Source organism: Arthrobacter sp. fls2-241-R2A-172 (genome assembly GCF_030208885.1).
Lineage (GTDB): Bacteria > Actinomycetota > Actinomycetes > Actinomycetales > Micrococcaceae > Arthrobacter.
Genome location: NZ_JARVTB010000021.1, coordinates 68,539 through 87,259, shown reverse-complemented (window position 1 = coordinate 87,259; position 18,721 = coordinate 68,539). Strand labels below are relative to the sequence as shown.

14 protein-coding genes and 1 pseudogene are annotated in these 18,721 nt (G+C 61.4%); 5 read left to right on the top strand and 10 right to left on the bottom strand.

Annotation, left to right across the window (positions count from 1 at the left end; all coding sequences use genetic code 11):
• Positions 1–68 precede the first annotated feature (68 nt).
• Together QRM57_RS20775 and QRM57_RS20770 are read right to left on the bottom strand one after the other, a co-directional pair.
• The gene (locus tag QRM57_RS20775; protein ID WP_284988105.1) at positions 69–995 is read right to left on the bottom strand and encodes an alpha/beta hydrolase; all 927 of its coding nucleotides are present in this window, start codon (positions 993–995) and stop codon (positions 69–71) included.
• 26 nt (positions 996–1,021) lie between these two features.
• Positions 1,022–2,707, bottom strand: coding sequence for a flavin-containing monooxygenase (locus QRM57_RS20770; protein ID WP_284988104.1), 1,686 nt, complete (start codon positions 2,705–2,707; stop codon positions 1,022–1,024).
• A 177-nt stretch (positions 2,708–2,884) separates the two neighbouring features.
• Between QRM57_RS20770 and QRM57_RS20765 the strand changes: the two genes are divergently transcribed.
• The 4 genes from QRM57_RS20765 to catC all read left to right on the top strand — a co-directional run bounded on the left by QRM57_RS20765 (position 2,885) and on the right by catC (position 8,142).
• On the top strand, positions 2,885–5,209 hold the full coding sequence (locus QRM57_RS20765; protein WP_284988103.1) for an ATP-binding protein: 2,325 nt from the start codon (positions 2,885–2,887) through the stop codon (positions 5,207–5,209).
• Between the two features lie 602 nt (positions 5,210–5,811).
• Entirely contained in the window at positions 5,812–6,732 is a 921-nt protein-coding gene (locus QRM57_RS20760) for a LysR substrate-binding domain-containing protein (protein WP_284988102.1), read from the top strand.
• The gene (locus tag QRM57_RS20755) at positions 6,729–7,829 is read left to right on the top strand and encodes a mandelate racemase/muconate lactonizing enzyme family protein (RefSeq protein WP_284988101.1); all 1,101 of its coding nucleotides are present in this window, start codon (positions 6,729–6,731) and stop codon (positions 7,827–7,829) included. The genes QRM57_RS20760 and QRM57_RS20755 overlap by 4 nt, the downstream gene beginning before the upstream one ends.
• Before the next feature lie 34 nt (positions 7,830–7,863).
• The gene (catC, locus tag QRM57_RS20750) at positions 7,864–8,142 is read left to right on the top strand and encodes a muconolactone Delta-isomerase (RefSeq protein WP_224023536.1); all 279 of its coding nucleotides are present in this window, start codon (positions 7,864–7,866) and stop codon (positions 8,140–8,142) included.
• On the opposite strand, the gene QRM57_RS20745 is transcribed toward catC, so the two are convergent.
• Entirely contained in the window at positions 8,099–8,518 is a 420-nt protein-coding gene (locus tag QRM57_RS20745; protein ID WP_284988107.1) for a response regulator transcription factor, read from the bottom strand. The genes catC and QRM57_RS20745 overlap by 44 nt on opposite strands.
• 257 nt (positions 8,519–8,775) lie before the next feature.
• Here QRM57_RS20745 and QRM57_RS20740 point away from each other — a divergent pair.
• A pseudogene (locus QRM57_RS20740) lies at positions 8,776–8,958 on the top strand (dioxygenase family protein); the annotation flags it as partial.
• Positions 8,959–9,063: 105 nt separating this feature from the next.
• Here the strand turns inward: QRM57_RS20740 and QRM57_RS20735 are convergent.
• From QRM57_RS20735 to QRM57_RS20710, 7 genes are all read right to left on the bottom strand, one after another.
• The gene (locus QRM57_RS20735) at positions 9,064–9,738 is read right to left on the bottom strand and encodes a GDSL-type esterase/lipase family protein (protein ID WP_284988099.1); all 675 of its coding nucleotides are present in this window, start codon (positions 9,736–9,738) and stop codon (positions 9,064–9,066) included.
• A 597-nt stretch (positions 9,739–10,335) separates the two neighbouring features.
• Positions 10,336–12,852, bottom strand: coding sequence for a glycoside hydrolase family 2 TIM barrel-domain containing protein (locus QRM57_RS20730; protein WP_284988098.1), 2,517 nt, complete (start codon positions 12,850–12,852; stop codon positions 10,336–10,338).
• Positions 12,853–13,166: 314 nt separating this feature from the next.
• Positions 13,167–13,322 (bottom strand): hypothetical protein, encoded by a 156-nt coding sequence (locus QRM57_RS21005; RefSeq protein ID WP_350309864.1) that lies wholly within the window; start codon positions 13,320–13,322, stop codon positions 13,167–13,169.
• Positions 13,323–13,408: 86 nt separating this feature from the next.
• Positions 13,409–14,929 carry an L-arabinose isomerase gene (gene araA, locus QRM57_RS20725; protein WP_284988097.1) on the bottom strand — a complete coding sequence of 507 codons (1,521 nt, stop codon included), beginning with the start codon at positions 14,927–14,929 and terminating at the stop codon, positions 13,409–13,411.
• A 65-nt stretch (positions 14,930–14,994) separates the two neighbouring features.
• Positions 14,995–16,104: a LacI family DNA-binding transcriptional regulator gene (locus QRM57_RS20720; protein ID WP_284988096.1), complete on the bottom strand. Its 1,110-nt coding sequence runs from the start codon at positions 16,102–16,104 to the stop codon at positions 14,995–14,997.
• 80 nt (positions 16,105–16,184) lie between these two features.
• Complete coding sequence (locus tag QRM57_RS20715) at positions 16,185–16,874, bottom strand: L-ribulose-5-phosphate 4-epimerase (RefSeq protein ID WP_416405524.1); 690 nt, start codon at positions 16,872–16,874, stop codon at positions 16,185–16,187.
• A 44-nt stretch (positions 16,875–16,918) separates the two neighbouring features.
• A complete protein-coding gene (locus QRM57_RS20710; protein ID WP_284988093.1) occupies positions 16,919–18,541 on the bottom strand; it encodes a xylulokinase in 1,623 nt (540 codons plus the stop codon).
• Between the last annotated feature and the right edge of the window lie 180 nt (positions 18,542–18,721).

The following is an 18,721-nucleotide window of genomic DNA, read 5'->3' as shown; positions in this document are numbered from 1 at the left end:
ACCTGAAGCGGCGGCGGTGGCCTGGGTTTCTACTGTCATGATGACTCCTTTGTCTGCGTGTGTGTGATCTAGCGCGTGAACTGCCGGCGGAGGAAGGCCACGGCTGCGTCATGGATTTCGCTGCTGCGCGGCACTGCCCCGGACATCCAGTACGCGCCGTGAATGAGTCCTTCGATCCGGCGTGTTTCCGTTTCGGTGCCCGCTTCGGCCATGGCGGCTGCATAGGCTTCGGCCTCGTCGCGGGCCACCTCGTATTCGGTGGTGACCACGAGCGCCGGCGGCAGGCCCGCCAGTGATTCGGCCTTGGATGGCGTGGCCAGCGGGTTCTCAGCATCCTGCGGGTTGGAGAGGTAGCTCCCCCAGAACGAATCGAGGTCCGCCGCGGTGACTATGTAGCCCTCACCAAACTCGGCGCGGGAGCCGAGCCTTGCGTTGGCATCGATGATCGGGTAGATCAGGATTTGTCCGCTCAAGTGGGGGCCGCCGTCGTTCTTTGCGCGCTGAGCCGCCACGGCGGCGAGGTTCCCGCCCGCGCTGTCCCCCATCACCACAATCTTCGATGCATCACCGCCGTACTGTCCGATGTTGTCCGCAGCCCAATGGAGTGCGGCGTATGTGTCATTCGTCGCTGCCGGGAAAGGGTGCTCGGGTGCGAGCCGGTAGCTGGCGGCGACCACGATGACTCCGGCATCATTGGCCAGTGCCCGCATCGGTTCTTGCGCCACTGCAAGGTCGCCGCCAATGAAGCCGCCACCATGGAAATAGACCACCACCGGCAGCACCTCATCGGTCCGCGGGATGTAGATTCGGAGGGGCTGGTTGCCGCCGGGGCCCTCATAGGCCTGGTCGATCACCTTGGCGATGTCCTGGTGCGGCTTCTGAAGCCCCACGAAGGAACCCACCACGCCACGTACCTGCTCCGGGGTCATGGAAGCGAAGGCCGGTGAACCCTGGAGTGCGTCGATGACTCCTTGTGCTGCTGCATCTACAGTCATGTCAAAAGTCCTTTGTATGGAGGCGGTTAGTTGGCGGTCGCGGGGACTTTGGCACCGTCCAGGACGAAACCCTTGTACCCGCCCTTGACGACGTCGGCGCAGATCTTCCGGTAGGTTGGCGCACCGCCGAGATAAACCAGGCATTTGCGCGGCTTCCCGGGGATGTTGGCACCCATGTACCAGGAATCCGTGCCGGGCAGCAGGGTGGCTGCGGCCAGTTCGTTGGCGTGCTGCACCCACTGCGCTTCGGAGGTTTCGTCCGGCTCGATCGCGTCGAGGTTGCGGTCCCGTAGGTACTGGATGGCATCGGTGGCGAAGTCCACGTGGTCCTCGATGGCGAGCGGCATATTATACAGCACCGACGGGCTCTGCGGGCCGGTGATGAGGAAGAGGTTCGGAAACTCGCTGACTGAAATGCCCAAATAGGTCTGCGGGCCGTGGGCCCACTTCTCCTGCAGGGTGCGCCCGTTCCGGCCGACAATCCCCAAAGCCATCAGCGGCCCCGTCATGGCGTCGAACCCGGTGGCCAGGATGAGAACGTCGAATTCGTACTCGCCCTCAGAGGTCTTGACCCCGGTCCGGGTGACACTGTCGATCGGATCCCGGCGGACATCAACCAGTGTGACGTTGTCCTGGTTGTAGACCTCGTAATAGTTTGTCTCCAGCGGCGGACGTTTTGTGCCGTAGGCATAGCCCTTGGGTGCCAGGAGTTCGGCGACGGCGGGGTTGTTGACCCGTTCGTGGATACGTTCGCGGATGTAGTCCGAGATGGTGTCGTTGGCGTCCTTGTTGATCAGGATGTCCTGGTAGCTGTCGATGAACAGCCGGAACCCGCCGCGGTCCCACCGGTTGTCGAAGGTGGCTCGGCGTTCATCCGCCGTGACCGACAGTGCGGAGGGCTGGACGTCGCTGTAGGGAACGCCGAGGAAGTGGTTGCGCGAGGCCTCACGGATGGCCGGGTAATTGGCCTTCACTTCGCTGATCTCCTGTGGATCCGCCGGACCGTTGCCGATGGGGGTGGCGTAGTTCGGCGTTCGCTGGAAGACAGTGAGGCTGCCTGCTTCCTTCGCGATTGCGGAGATGGCCTGGATCCCGGTGGACCCGGTTCCGACGATGCCCACCCGCTTGCCGGCAAAGTCAACCGGGGTATGCGGCCAGTTACCGGTCAGGTAGACCTCGCCCTGAAAGTCATCGATGCCCTGGAACTCCGGGGCCTTGGGCACGGACAGGTTACCGGCGCCGGAAATGATGAAGTGGGCGCTAATGCTGGCGCCATCTTCAAACCTGACCTGCCAGTGCTTCTGCTGCTCGGACCAGACCATCGACGTGATCCGGGTGTTGAACTGGATGTCGCGGCGAAGGTCGAATCGGTCCGCGACGTGGTTAAGGTACCGCAGGATCTCAGGCTGAGCCGCGAATTTCTCGCTCCATTCCCACTCCTGCTGGAGTTCATCAGAGAAAGAGTACGAGTAGTGGATGCTTTCGATATCGCAGCGGGCCCCCGGGTACCTGTTCCAGTACCAGGTGCCGCCGACGTCGGACGCCAAGTCGAAGGCACGGACGGTGAGGCCCATCTGGTCACGGACTTTATGCAATGCGTATAGGCCGGCGAAGCCCGCCCCCACGATGAGGACGTCGAGAACAGCATCGCCGGGAAAAGCCTCGGTCATGCTGCTGCCGGAAGTAGTTTGATTCTCCCTTGAATCCGCCATGAGTAGCTCCTGCTTGTATCGAATGGGACCTAGTAGCTGGTGTTGCTCCAGCATGGCTGCGGACACCTACCCGGGCACGGGGGAAACCACCCCCCTGACTACCTGTATTGTGTTTGGAGTCACACGGAACGCTGCCAACCCTGTATGACGGGCGAAATAGATGAAGTGGACCCCCAAATGACTAACGGTATTTTGAGACGCAGCGCCGGTGGCGCGTCTTCCATGACGAGCTTCGTAGGCCGGCGGCGCGAGCTCGCCGAAGCGAAGGCCCGGATGGCAGAATCCAGGTTGGTAACCCTCACAGGACCGGGCGGAGTGGGGAAAACCAGGCTGGCACTGGAACTGGCGGACCGCTCCCGGAAGGCGTTTCGCGATGGAGTCTGGGACGTTGGGCTGGCGAGCCTCGAGGACGAGGCGAGCGTGGCGTCGGTGATACTCGGAGCCCTTTCGGTGCCCGACCAATCCGCCCGTCCCGCCGTCGAAAAGCTGCTGGACTACCTCCGTGAGCGTGAACTCCTGGTGGTCCTGGACAACTGCGAACACCTCCTACAAGCCGCCGCCGAACTGACGGCACGGATCCTGCAGGAGGCCCAGGGGGTCCGGATCATCGCCACCAGCCGCGAACCTCTCGGAATCGCCGGGGAACGGATATGCCTGATTCCGCCGTTGGCTGTCCCGTCACCCGCCGAGGAACACACCCTGGAGAGCCTGGAGCAGTTCGAAGCGGTGAATCTGTTGATTGACCGGGCGCGGAGCATCATTCCGGACTTCGCCGTCACGGCTGAAAATGCCCCGGCCGTGGTCCAGTTGTGTAGCAGCCTGGACGGGATACCGCTGGCCATCGAACTGGCTGCGGCGCGGCTGCGTTCCCTCTCGGTGACCCAGATGGTGGAGCGGCTGGAGCGGAGATTCCAGCTGTTCACCGGCGGAGATCGGGCAGGGCTTCCTCGCCAGCAGACCCTGCGGGCGCTCGTGGACTGGAGCTACGAACTCTGCAACCCGGCCGAGCAGTTGCTCTGGGCCCGGTTGTCGGTGTTCCCGGGAAGCTTTGACCTGGAAAGCGCCGAACGGGTGTGCGGCTTCGGCGAGCTGGACCCGTTGGAGGTCATCGACCTGCTGGACAGGCTCGTGGCCAAGTCGATCGTCCTCATCCAGCGCACCGGTGAGCATGTCCGCTACCGCCAGCTGATGACCATGCGAGAATACGGCGGTGAACTGCTGGCCAGAGGAGGCGGGTATCCGCTCCTGAAGCGGCGGCAGCGCGACTACTACCTTCAAAGGTCCGCTGACATGGTGGCCGGCTGGTGTGGTTCGACACAGGCCGGGGCGCTTGCCGCCATGCGGGACGATCACGCGAACCTGATCTCCGCCTTGGAGTGGTCGGTCAACAGCCCGGAAGAGCAGCCCGCCGCGGCCGGACTGGCGTCCCTATTGCGGTACCACTGGATCGCCGGAGGATTCCTCAGCGTGGGACGGCGGTGGCTGGACCGCATCCTGGCTCAACCCGGAGATCACAGCCCTGAGCGCGGTGCTGCCCAGTGGGTGGCGGCCTGGGTGGCCCTCATCCAGGGTGACCGTGACGCTGCCGCGGCCTACCTTGACGCCTGTGAGGAGACTGCTGCCGCACTGAACGACGGCGTCCTGGCCGCGCATGCCTCCCACTGGCGCGCCCTTCACCACTATTTCAGCGGCAACCTGGCAGAGTCTGTACCCCTTTACGAATCAGCCATCGCCGCCCAGCGAAAGGCAGGCGATACAGCCTCCGTCCTGACGGCCCTGTTCCAGCTGGCCCTCGCACAAGCGTACGGCGATGCGAACGACGGGTTGGCCACCTGCCGGCAGTCCATGGAGCTCAGCAGCCGCCACGGCGAACGCTGGAGCCATGCCTATTCGCTGTGGGTTTCCGGGCTGTGCCATTGGCGCCTGGGACAGTACGCAGAGGCCAGGCAGGCGACCCTTGAAGCCCTGCATATCCAGCAGGAATTCAAGGACGCCATCTGTACTGCCCTGTCCATTGAGCTGCTGTCATGGACGGCCGTGTCCGAGTCGCAGTTTGAGCTGGCGGCGGAGTTGGGGAATGCCGCTTCCGGTGTCTGGACCGGTCTAGGCACCACCATCGACGCCTTCGGGCCACACCTGAAAGCCGATTCCCTGCTTGCCAGCGGGGCTGTCCGAAAGCATCTGAGCCCGCGGCGACTGGCGGAGCTTGCGGCGACTCGCGCGCGCGTCACCAAAGTGGACGCCATCGCGCTGGCTCTCGGGTCGCCGTCGGCGGCAGCCCCGGACGAAACGAAATCACCCCTCACGCCCCGCGAAAGTGAGGTGGCCAGGCTCGTGGGTGAAGGCCTCAGTAACCGGTCAATCGCCCAGACTCTGGTGATTTCCCCCCGCACGGTGGACGGCCATGTCGAAAACATCCTGGGGAAACTTGGTTTCAATTCTCGCGCCCAGATCGCAGCGTGGGAAGCAGGCCAGATGCGTGGCAAGCACCACGCGCCCTGACCGGATTCCACGGGGAATGCGGCCCCCGCAGGAAGTCAGGTATAGCGCTAGGCTATCCCACCCTCCTTTGCCCGTGCCGCAGACGCCAGTCTTAAAGGAGGGAGTTCCCCACCCATCAAGGACAGCGACATGAAGCGCATATCAGCACTAAGGATCCGGCACGAGTGTACCCTCGCCCATCTCGCCGGAAGCGGCGCCACCCGGCGCGCGCATGCTGACAGCCTGGCTGCGGGCTTCTGGCCGGCCAGGGAAGCGCTGCCCTCCGGCATGTCCCGCGTCCATATGCCCGTGCCGCAGGCGTCGCCTGGTGCGCCAGCGTGGGCCGGCTGGGCGGGGTCATGGGTCCGATCATCGTCGGCTGGCTGGCAGCCGCGGGGTCGGCGGGGCAACAGCCTTCTACATTTACGGCGCGGTGGCCCTCCTCGGCGGCGCCGTCACCATCCTGGTACCGCGCCAGCACAGGCTGGAGGAAGCTCTGCCCATTATTGAAGCCCCACAAGATTACGTCCAAAAAGTATCTAAGTATGGCTCTTTATGGTTACTCTTTGAATCAATGAGGTCGGCGCCGCGCCTCCCCCGGCCCGTTGGAAAGGTGGCACCGGATGGAAATCCGCCAGCTGAACTACTTCATCGCGGTCGCGGAGGAGCGCCATTTCGGCAGGGCGGCCAAGCGCCTGCACATGGCGCAGCCGCCGCTGTCCCAGCAGATCCGCCAACTCGAAGACCAGCTGGGTGTCCAGCTCCTCAACCGCACCACCCGCCGGGTGGACCTGACGGCGGCGGGCCAGCTCCTGTTGGACCGAGGCCGCCAGATCGTCAACGACGTCGAGACCCTCCGCGCGGATGTCTACCAGGTGGGCAAGGGCGCCACCGGCGTCCTCCGGGTAGGGTTCTCCGGCTCGGCAACCTACGGTGTCATGCCCCGGATCGCACGGCTCACCAAGCAGCTCCTTCCCGGCCTGTCGCTGGCGCTGAACGGAGAGATGCTGACGCCGTCAATGGAAGCGGGGCTGCGGAACGGAACCCTGGACGCGGCACTGCTGCGTCCCCCCGTCGCCTCCGAGGAAATCGACTATCGCGTCGTCACCCAGGAGCCGCTCGTCGTCGCCCTTCCCTCCTTCAGTGCCCTGGCGGTGGACCGGCCCGTGGCCATGGACGAACTGCAGGACCAGGACTTCATTGCCTACGCGCCGGAGTCCGTGCTAAACCGCATCACCTCGGACCTCTGCCGCCAGGTAGGCTTTCAGCCGCGGATCACGCAAGTGGTAGGTGAGACCTCCACCATGCTGGCGTTCGTGGCCGCGGGCGGCGGCATCGCCGTCATGCCGTCCAGCGTGCGAGCCTTCCAGCTCGAAGGCGTCGCCTACCGGGAGATTGACAATGTACCGCCGGTGGAACTCGCCGTCGCCTGGCTCCGCAGCCACCGTTCCGCGCTTCTGGACAACTTCCTTGACATCGTGGCCACGGCAACCGCTGATGCCGCCACCTCCGCTCCCGCTGATGAAAGGCTACTCCGCTCATGAAGATCGCAGCCATCGAGGCGATCCCCTACTCGATCCCATACCGCCACCCGCTCCATTTCGCCTCCGGCTCCGTGCACGAGGCCGACCACGTCTTGGTCCGCGTCCACACCGACGACGGCGTGGTGGGAACCGCAGACACCCCGCCCCGCCCGTACACCTACGGTGAGACGCAGAAGTCCATCGTCGCGGTGGTGCAGGATGTCTTCGCCCCGCAGCTGGTGGGCCTTGACGTCTTTGACCGGGAAAAGGTCCAGGCCGTGATGGTGCGGACCATCCACAACCAGACGGCCAAGGGGGCGGTGGACATCGCCGTCTGGGACGTCATCGGCAAGACCTTGGGGCAGCCCGTGACCAAGCTGCTCGGCGGCTACACCGACTCGCTGCGCGTGTCCCACATGCTCGGTTTCAAACCCGCTAAGGAACTCCTGGCCCTGGCCCTGGAGTTCCGGGAAACCTACGGCATCAACACCTTCAAGCTGAAGACCGGCCGCCGTCCGCTGAACCTGGACATCGAGGCCGCCAAGGTGCTGCGGGACGGCCTGGGCGGGGACGCCGAGCTGTACTTGGACGCCAACCGCGGCTGGACAGCCAACGAGGCCGCCGAGGTGCTGCGCCGCACCGCCGACCTCGGCTTGCAGTTCCTTGAGGAACCGGACGACGCCCGTGAAATCCTGGGCCGCCGCCGCCTGGTCACCAACTCGCCCATCCCCATTGCCGCGGACGAATCCGCTGCCAACCTCGGCGAGGCGGCCCGCGAAATCCTTACGGGCGGGGCCAACCTGCTGTCCGTCAAGACCGCCCGGTCCGGCTTCACCGAAGCCGCAAAGATCGTTGGCATGGCCGAAGGCATGGGCATCGACGTTTACATCGGCAACCAGATCGACACCCAGGTAGGCACCGTGGCCTCCGTCGTGTTCGGCGCAGCCTTCGCCCACACCGCCAAGCGTGCGGCGGAACTTTCCAACTACCTCGACATGACCGATGACCTGCTCGCCCGCCCACTGGCCATCACCGGCGGGCGGATCCACGTTCCCGAGGGTCCCGGCGCAGGCACCGACGTGGACGAGGACAAACTCGCCCACTACCGCACTGACTGACACCCACCCCTTCCAATTCCACCGAGAGGTCACCATGAAGTACCTGGTCCACATGGACGTCAACCTGCCCGCCGGCATGCCCGCGGAAGAAGCCGCAGCGATCAAGGCCACGGAAAAGGCCTACTCCCAGGAACTGCAGCGCTCCGGCAAATGGCCCGAAATCTGGCGCGTGGTGGGCGAGTACGCCAACTACTCCATCTTCGACGTCGAATCGAACGATGAACTGCACGGGATCCTGCAGCGCCTTCCCCTGTTTCCATACATGGACATCACCGTGGTCCCGCTGGCAAAGCACCCTTCGGACGTGAAGTAACCGGGTCAGTCCTTGGCCCGGAACGTGCCGCGAGTTCGCTGCGTGACCGGATACTCATCTTCCGGTACAGCCGCGTGAGGTGGTACTGCACCGTCTTTTCGGCCAGGAACAGGGTACGGGCCGCCTCCTTGTTGGTTGCGCCTGCCGCCACCAGCTCGGCCACGGCCTGTTCCTGGGCGGTGAGCTTTTGATGGTGGCTTTCCACCGAAGAAAGCACCGGGTCGGCCGGGTCCGGCAGGTTCCCGATATCCAGGCCGGTGGCCTTCAGCTCGCAGTCGCACCGTTCCGCATAGGTTGCCGCGCCGAGGGTGTCGTAGAGCTCCCGGGCCGCTCGCAGCACCGATGAGGCCAGGCGTCGTTTCCCGGCCCGGCGCATGCTTTGCCCGAACGCGAAGCTGATCCTTGCGCGCAGATAGGGGCGGTTGAGCCCGCGCAGGTGTCCCAGCGCCGCCTCGAAGTACTCCCTGGCCGTGTCCGGGTCCCCCTGCACGGCCAGTAGCCGGCCCTTGGCCCACGCTACCCGGGCCAAGTCGGAGGGTACTTCCCGCTCGCGGTGCACTCCTTCGAATGCGGTGAGGAACGTATCGGCGATATCGAGCTTGTCGGTCATGACCAGCGCGTTGACGTAGGTAGTCCGCACCGGGCTACGAGCCGGTCACGCAGCAGCTGTACTTCCCCGGCGACCCCCACAACGCGGACGACATCGCCTCGGCGGTGAAGCCTGAACTGATGCTGGATCCCCGCCCCCGAACCGACGGTAAGGGCGAGGAAGTAGTTTATGACTACGTCCTGGCAAAGCAGGGCCAGAAAAAGTAGCACGCAAACTGGGAGACACCCCCGCACGGAGGCACTCCGGAGCTTGCCCACCAGATGTCATAGAGATGTGCAATCCATCCTGATCAGATTGCAGATGAGGATCTTTTACTTTGCCGGGCCTGCCTGTTCCAGTTGTGGGGTCGTCGCCGGCACTAGGCCTAGAGTCGAAAATTGCTCTCTGAGGACCTTGGCCCACGCAGCGTATCCCAGACCGTTCAGATGCAGGGCGTCGGCGGTAAATTCCTTGCGCAGTGCACCGCTGGCATCGGCCAATGCTGGCCATAGGTCCACGAAAACCGCATCTTCCCGAGCGGCAATATCGCGGAGCCGCAAATTCAGGGCCGTAATGTCCTCTCGATATTTGCGGTGTCGCGGAATAACACTGTTAATCAGGAAAGGAGCCTTGGGAGCGCGTGTCCTGATTTCATTGGCGAGTTCTTGAATCGACGCTGCAATGTCTTCTACCTTTCGCTTTGCGCCGCCCAGGTCATTGGTTCCAATCAAAAGGGATATAGCCATGGGGTCATTGATCGCGGTGTTCAGCCTCGTGAAGACTCCCTGTACGTCATCGCCACCGATGCCCCGGTTGAGGGTTGGCAGATCGGGAAACCATTCGTTCCACTGACCCCCTTCAGTAATGCTGTCCCCTAGGAACAGGACTCTTCGAGGCGGGAGGGGCAGCTCTTCGAACTGGGAACGGCGCATGGTGATGCTCCGCGAAACGAAACGAAGGATCAAACGAGTAATGGGGTTCACTGATTCTTTACGAAATGCAAACATGTTCAAACTTTATTCCCGGCCCGGAAAAAAAGTCAAGGTCCTGATTGTCTCTTGAAAACGCTAAAGCACCGGCTGGGTCGACAATCAACCCTTTAAGGCGGCTGCATACAATGAACCGATGCATCCGACGTCGTTACCGAATGCAGTTACGGCGAGCAGGTCGCTGTCGTGAGATAGGCCGCAGATCTGGGGCTGGAATTTCTGGAGGCCGACCCGCTGACTCATGATTCGCTTGACTCCTTGTTGGATTCCTCCTTGCCGTGGGCACCTTCCTCATTTGCGAGTCTATCCTTTACACCTGATCGGCAGCTGGCCCCGGTAATTGCTGCCTACTGTAGATATCTGAACGCACTCCAGGTTTTTGAAGTAAGGATGCAGCCATCTTTGTGTTGGGCGGCGAACGTAGGCGTTCTCTTGGCCGAGACCCTGCGGAAGGTTGCCCTCCGTCCGCAGGCTATACACACCAAGTTATCCCGGTAGAGTTCCCGCTTTTCGTCGTTCATGCTGTTGAATTGTCCGGCCGTGATGTCTTCACCGTTCAATAAGCAATGCACTCTATTCATTAGCAGCATTATATTTCAAGGAGCTCAGGCATCTTCATATCGGCTGCGGGTTTGTGCGATCCGGGCCTCCCGATCCACGTAAAAGCTCCGTTGATTTATTGGCAGGTTTATCACTGGTGGTCATCTTGACCGTTGTTTGGGTCAAGCCTTCTGCGGTGGCTGTTAGAGTGATCTCTCCCGGACGTGCTGTGGTGCGAATAACCGCTTGGGCCCGTCCTTGGTAGGTACTGTGGGTTGTCGAGCTCAGCTCTTCGGTGGTCGTGGGGTTGGCGCTTCCAAAGCCCAGCAGCATGCCCTCTCCCTCTACCCTGACTGTCACCGGCCTGTCGGCGAGTGGTTTGAGCACGCCATTGTTGTCGGTGAGCTCTACGTTGACGTAGATCAGGTCTGAGCCACTTGCTGTCGCCTCGCTCGTTTCAGCCTGTACTCGCAGGAGTGTTTCAGGCCCAGCGGAAGTCAGCATGTCGGAGCCGGTAACATTGCCAGCTTTGTCGTATGTAGTTGCTGTGAGCTTCCCAGGCGTATAGGGGAGGAGGAAGGCCACGCGAAAGAGGTTCTTTTCACGGATTTTTTTGGAAGCAATGAATTTATCGTTCAAATGCAGCTCAACGCGGTAGGCGTCAGCAAATACCTCCACTTCGGCTTCGACTCCTTCATACCCACTCCAGCTCCAGCTGCGTAGAGCGTCGGTCGGGCGCCAATTGTTTTTCGCGCGCTTCTTACCCGAATGGTTTAGGGGACGCACTGCCATCAGCGGGCCTTTTCTGAGGCCCCACACGATCTGGTTATAGTACGACCATGGTTGCCGGTAACCGGTTATATCGATAATAGGCGCACCGGCCAAGAGTGCCGGGTACGGCTGGAACAATCTCCGGGGACTGTCATACTGTTGGGTGGCAATGCCCGCCTCCCCTATGTAGTCCCAGGCTGTCCACACGAATTCGCCGATCACGTTAGGCATCGAGTTGATCAGACGCCACAACGCTGGGGTTGTGGTGGGAAAGGTCTCCGTACCGACAATGACTCGATCGGGATATCGCTTGCTATCCCGGGCCCACCGGTCGTGGCCATAATTGTATCCAGCGACGTCAAGGGCGAACTGTGCGTCTTTCGTCCGCTTCTCGGCCTGTGGGAGTCTGAGTAACAGCGGAGTGAGCTTCTCGAAGGCACCCATCAGAAAGTTGAGCAAAGCGATTGTCTTTTCGGGGTTATCGCCCTTCTTATCACTCTCAGTTTTTTTGAGTTCCGCTTTGGGCTCATCCTTCGGGGCGATAAAGCTGAGGAAGACGTTCACTCCATTGGTGACATAGCGGCCCGGATCCGCCGCTCGGGCATGGGCAGCGATTTGGTAGCCGAGCGCCTTTCCCTGGTCCGTGGAGACCTCCCCAATTTCATTGCCGATCGAGTACATGATGACTGAGGGATGGTTATAGTCCTTGTCTATCAACGCGTCCAGGTCACGCTGCCACCACTCAAGAAAGTGCTGCGAGAAACCGTCTCGGGACTTGGGCCTCCACCATTCATCACCGAGTTCATCCATCACGAGCATGCCCAGTTTGTCGCACGCTCGGAGAGTAGCCCGTGATACCGCGTTGTGAGCACTTCGGATTGCGTTATATCCGGCGTCTCGCAGGATGCGAATACGCCGCTCTTCGGCAGCATCCAATGTGTGGGCCCCGATGACACCGTTGTCGTGGTGTATACATCCACCGCGCAATTTTGTCGTTATGCCGTTGATCTGCAGCCCGCGTTCTGCGTCAACCGTCACAAGCCGGATGCCAAATGTATCCCCAACCGCGTCCAGAACACTGTCGCCGTTGGAGAGCTCAGCGTAGACATCGTAAAGGTGGGGTTGGTCCGGTGACCACAGGTGTGCACCGTCGAGGACAAAGTCGACATCGTGGACGGCGCATGTTCCCGCTTGAACCACAAGCTCTCGGGAAGATACCGAATGCTCCTGTCCGTCCGGGCCTGTGAGTCTTAGTCTCAATACGGAAGTTCGCGGCCCGGTGTCATCATTGACGACGGTTGCGCGGGCATTCAGCTTAGCCGTCGTGCCATTGAGACCAACCGTCCTGAGGCGGACGCCAGCCGGATCAATGTGCAACGGGGGACCAACAAGGAGACTGACTGGACGATAGATCCCGCTTCCGGAGTACCAGCGCGAATTGGGGCCGGAAGGGTTGTTGGCTACTACCTCAAGGAGGTTCTCTTCCCCGTACTTCAGGTTGTCATCAAGTGTGACCCGGAACTCTGCGTAGCCCGAGGGGCGGCCACCGATGAGCACGCCGTTGAGGTATACCTCGGAGCGCATGTAGACACCTTCAAACTCCATGACGACGTGTTGCCCGTGCCATGCTTTGGGTGCGAAAAACGTATTGCTGTACCTGTACACACCACCCGGGTAGAAGCCTGTGTGGTAGCCGTTGGCGGTCGCCGGGTCGCGTCTCTCGTACAGCATCGCGTCGTGCGGAAGTGTTACAGCTGTGGACTCCTTTGATCCGGCAATGCCGGAAACGAGCCAGCCAGTATTGAACGATGTGCGTTTCATAATCCCTCGATATGGTGGGTGAACTGATTAAGCAGTCGAAGCAGTCTTAGTGGCCTTAGGCACGAGATCCTAGTCCCGAGATGCGCTGGAGGCGGGCCTGCGCCGTCGGGCAAGACCTGCACTGCCAGGCACGGCGTTCCGCACACTTCTACCCCATAACGGTGCCGGTGTTCTCGAAGTGGACGACCTTGGTGATACGTCGAACGGGCCTGTCATTGGGACTGGAAAGACGTTTGAAAAAAGGTCTCCATGAGGTCGAACGTTTCTTGCGCGGAGCGGTGCCCTGCTCCCGAGCCGATGACGTTGGCGTCTTTTTATTTCCTGGCGAGACAGCCGTCGAATGGTTCCGCACAAGTGCCGCACGGATGCCCCTCACTTTTGTTGGCTGCGATTTGTTCACCGTTGCCGGAACCGCCGGGGAGGCATGCCCAAGGCATGCCTCCCCGCTCGTGGGTCGGCGATAGCAGCACGGGCAGCACGAATACAAAATCCGGGTAGTCGACCTGCGGGTCGTACGTCTCTGGATAACCGTGAGTCCGGCGGGCTCAAACATTCGTCAGATTCCGCCGGCCAGCTTGTAGTACGCGGCGTTCCAGTTGAGTTCCTTCTTGAACTGTTTGATGGTGGTGCCCTCATCGATGGTCAGGAGTTCGGTCTTGGCGATTTCGGCGAAGTCCTCGAACACGTCCAGGCCCACCTGGGTGGACAATACCGTGTGGTGCGCGGCACCGGCGGTGAGCCACGCGGCGGCTGAGGTGGCGAAGTCGGGCTTCGGTTCCCACAGGGCGCGGGCCACCGGCAGGTTAGGCAGCGGCTGGTCAAGGTCCACGACGTCCACGACGTTAGCGACCAGGCGGAACCGATCGCGCATGTCGGACAGGGCGACGACGATGCCGGGGCCGGCGTCCGTGTCGAACACCATGCGGACGGGGTCTTCCTTGCCGCCGATGCCCAGCGGGTGGATCTCCACGCGCGGCTTTTTGGCGGTCAGTGAAGGGCAGACCTCCAGCATGTGCGCACCCAGGATCTTTTCGCTGCCGGGCTCAAGGTGGTACGTGTAGTCCTCCATGAGCGACGCGCCGCCGGGCAGGTCCCCACCCATCACCTTGGCGGCGCGGACCAGGATTGCGGTCTTCCAGTCACCCTCGGCGCCGAAGCCGTAACCATCGGCCATGAGGCGCTGGACAGCCATGCCGGGGAGCTGGCGCAGCTCGCCCAGGTCCTCGAAGGAGGTGGTGAACGCTGCTGAACCGTTGGCTTCGAGGAAGCTGCGAAGCCCCAGTTCGATCTTGGCGCTGTACCGCAGCGACTCGTGGCGGGCGGCGCCGGCCTTCAGCTCATCAGCCACTTCGTAGAGGCGCTCGTACTCGGCAACCAGAGCGTCGACGTCGGACTCTGCGGCGCCGTGGACTGCCTCGGCGAGTTCGTTCACGGACCAGGTGTTCACCGAGACGCCGAAGCGCAGCTCGGCTTCGGTCTTGTCGCCTTCAGTGACCGCGACGTTGCGCATGTTGTCGCCGAAACGGGTCAGCTTCAGGGTCCGGACGGCGGCCCAGCCGGCCGAGGCGCGCTGCCAGGCGCCCACCTGACGGGCGACCTCGGGGTTGCTGACATGCCCGACGACGGTCTTCCGCGGCACGCCCAGGCGCGACTGGATGTACCCGAACTCGCGGTCGCCGTGGGCTGCCTGGTTCAGGTTCATGAAGTCAAAGTCGATGTCAGCCCACGGAAGGTCGCGGTTGGCTTGGGTGTGCAGGTGCAGCAGCGGCTTGCGGAGCGCGTCCAGGCCTTGGATCCACATCTTGGCCGGGCTGAACGTGTGCATCCACGCCGTCACACCAATCACGGAATCATCCGAGTTCGCTTCCAACGCCGTGCGGCGGATGGCGTCGGAATCGGTGAGGACCGGCTTCCAGACGAGCTTGACCGGGACGTCGCTGCTGGCGTTCAGGGCGTTGGCAATCTCCTGCGACTGCGCTGCGACCTGCTTGAGGACGTCCTCGCCGTAGAGGTGCTGGCTACCGGTGAGGAACCAGACCTCGTAACCGTGGTGGGAACTGGATATTGCGGTACTCATGAGGTTCTCCAATTGAAATTTGATAATGGATAGTGGCCCAAGTAGCGGCGGCCGGTGAGCGATGACTAACCCAAGTTCCGATCCGCAGTGCTCCGGATCTTTAGGGGCTTGTCCAGACTGTCGACAGTCTGGGGCGTGTGGGTACGATACGTGGGGGTGCCGGCGTGGTGATGTGCCGTACTTGCGCGAATTTGAACGGCTGGGGTGATAACCGTTGTGCGCGCCGGCATTCCAGAATCGAGTTCTTGAAGTATTGAGTCAACGGATTTGCGGCCCAGCTCTTCGAAATTCTGTCGCACCGTTGTCAGAGGCGGGGTGAAGTAGGCACTCTCCGGCTGATCGTCGAAGCCGACAACGCTGACGTCTTCCGGTACCCGTATCCCTGCTTCAGCAAAGGCCCTCAGGACTCCCAAGGCCATTTGGTCGTTGGCGACGAACACAGCTGATATCCGCTGGTCCCGCGCGATTTCGTTGCCGATGGTGTATCCGCTGGCGGCGCCCCAGTCACCTGTGAACATATGTTCATCGGGGAGGACGGCGTCGCGTAAGGCTTCTCGCCAGCCTTCCCGACGTTCGGAACTATCTGACCATCCGGGAGGGCCTGAAAGGTGAGCTATTGAGCGGTGGCCTTGCTGGAGAAGATGTTGGACTGCGAGACGTGCGCCCTGGCGCTGGTCAACTAGTGTCCCGCTGAAGTTCTTGTTGGCTGGGGATCCGACGGTTACGACAGGCACGGCCAGCTTCATATCGTTCAACGCTAAAAACGCGTCCTCATGGGGTACGACCACGGCTATGCCGTCAACTGGTTGGTCGAATAAATGGTTCATGGCTTCCCAAATCCTCGTCCTGCTTACTTCGCGCAGCGCAGCGACGCTCACGGAATAGCCAGCTTCCTTGGCTGCCTGTTCGATGCCCATCAGCGTGTTGGCTGGACCGTACTGGGACAATTCACTTGCGAGTACGCCGATCCTTCGCGAACGGCGGGTGACCAAGCTCCTGGCAGCTGTGTTGGGCCGATACCCCAGCTGGGAGATCGCCGCCCTGACGATTTCTCTTGTCTCCGTGCGGACGTTCGGGTGATCGTTGATGACTCTGGAAACCGTTTGATGTGAAACGCCGGCTAAGGCCGCCACGTCCTTCAGCCTTGGTGCCCGCCTTTCAGTGGTCCTTCCCATGAGTCACCAAGCCAGTGTGTCGTGCTCGGACACCGGCGGCAGCGTTGATGAGCCGTCAAGATCTTGGATAACGGGCTTTTTCAACTCAGTGCCCCCTTGGGTTCTTGCCCGTAGACGTTCTGGTAGCGGCTAAACAGGGCATCAACCGCTGCGGGGGCGATAAGGTGCGGTTCTCCTAACTGTCGAGAGAACAGGACGGACCGGGCTACGTCTTCAACCATGACAGCTGCCTTGACAGCGTCCTTGGCATCCTTGCCGATGGTAAAGGGGCCGTGGTTCTTCATCAGTACGGCACGGGAGCGGTGGCCCTTGAGGGTATTGACGATTCCGCGCCCAATGGAGTCGTCGCCGATGATTGCGAACGGGCCGATAGGAATCTCGCCGCCGAACTCGTCTGCCATCGCTGTTGTTACGCAGGGTATGGGTTCACCGTGCGCCGCCCAGGCCACGGCATACGGGGAGTGAGTGTGTACCACTCCCCCGACCTCAGGCATGTGGCGGTAAACGTAAGCGTGCGCAGCAGTATCGCTTGAAGGTGCCCTTTCTGAACCGGGTGAGTCAGGGACGACCCGGCCATCGAGGGTGCAAAGAATCATATTGTCTGCGGTCAGTTCGTCGTAGAGGACACCGCTGGGTTTGATCACAAAGAAATCAGTTCCCGGAACCCGGCCGGAGACATTGCCTCCAGTCCACACCACCAGGTTGTAACGCACGAGTTCCGCATGGAGTTCGGCGACGTCGGTTCGAACTCCAGTAATGGCCTCCTTTATCTCGTAAGACACTTGACTGAATGGCTGATAGGTTGTGTTCGAGCTCACAGGTGCTTTCCTTTTAGAGGGATTGACTCAACGGCCGTGCGTTGCACGGCGAGTCCATCGGCATATCGGTCCAAGAAAGCCGAGAACCCCATTGCGTCGGAAGGGTCAGGGTTAGTTGTTTCGAAGGCGGCGCCACCGAAAGCGTGGTCTCGCAAAAATTCATTGAGGTCTTTCGAGGAGTGGGTGGCGAAGGCCGCAAGCACGGCGATGCCCCAGGCGCCCCCCTCGGAAGCGGACTCTGCGACGGAAACGGGTGCGTTTAGGGCACCAGCTAGAAAGCGTTGAGCAATTCCAGCGGTTCGGAACATGCCGCCGTGCGCGAACATCCGATCGACGACTACCCCTTGGGCGGCAAGGACGCGCATCCCGAGCATAAGGGTTGCGAACACGCCGTACAGCTGGGAGCGCATAAAGTTTGCAAGAGTGAACGTACTGTCAGGTGCTCGTACAAAGAGTGGGCGACCGTCGCGCACACCAGCAAGAGGTTCACCGGCAACATAGTTGTACGCGATTAATCCGCCTGCATCCGGGTCGCCTTCCAGCGCTTCTTGAAGGAGGGCGGTGAACACGGAGTCCTGGTCGATAGTGCAGCCTGATTTAAGCGCGAATTGGGCGAAGACCTGTACCCAGGCTGCAAGTTCACTTGCGCCGTTATTGCAGTGAACCATTGCAACGGGAACGCCCGCCGGAGTCGTTACGAGATCGAGCTCGTGACGGACCTGCGCCAACGGCCTTTCAAGGACAACCATGGCGAAGATGCTCGTGCCCACACTGACATTGCCCGTCCGGGGGGCTACAGAGCATGTGGCAACCATTCCAGTACCGGCATCACCTTCTGGCGGGCAGAAAACCGCCCCGGGCTGCAGGCCACCTGAGGGGTCAAGCAACGCAGCGCCAGGCCCCGTCAGGGTGCCGGCGCGCTCACCAGCCACCAACACTTCGGGGAGCACCTGCCTGAGGTCGAGCGCGGGAACGGCATCAGCTACAAGTGCGTTGTAACGGGCCAAAAGGTCCGAGTCGTAGGTATGACTGGCCGAATCGATCGGGAACATGCCAGAAGCATCACCGATTCCGGTTACTTTCCTTCCCGTGAGACGCCAATGAACATAACCGGCAAGGGTGGTCATGAAATCAATGCGTGGAACATGGTTTTCACCGTCCCTCAGCGCCTGGTGCAGGTGGGCGATCGACCAGCGGAGGGGGATGTTGAGGTCGAATACCTCTGTAAGCTCGGCAGCTGCCGAGCCCGTAGTGGTGTTCCGCCAGGTCCTGAATGGCACGAGTTGTTGTTCATCGCAATCGAAGACCAGATAGCCGTGCATCATGGCGGAAACACCAATCGCTTGAAGAATGCGCGGTTGCACCCCATAGCGCTCTTCGCAGTTCGCAACGAGATCTGCATAGGCTTTCTGGATTCCAGTCCAGACGTCGGTCAGCGAGTAGGTCCACACCCCGTTTTGGAAGCTGCTTTCCCAGCTGAAGCTCCCCAAGGCGAGCACGTGCCGGGGATCATCCCCTATGAGGCAAGCCTTTATGCGAGTTGAGCCTAGTTCAATCCCCAGACGAGCGCGTCCGGAACGAATGGCATCGACTGCAAACGACGTACCGGAAAAATTCACAGTAATCCTTCTCTTGCTGGCTCAGGCCAGATAGTTTCTCGACATGTGGGGGCAGCCTAGGCATGCCAGAGGGATGCGGGTTGGATTTGGTTAGCGCTAACAATGGTGCGAGACACTCCAATCTCAAGGAGGGTCCCTATCCCTATTTGCCGCTTGTTCGATGTCTCACCCGCGGAACCG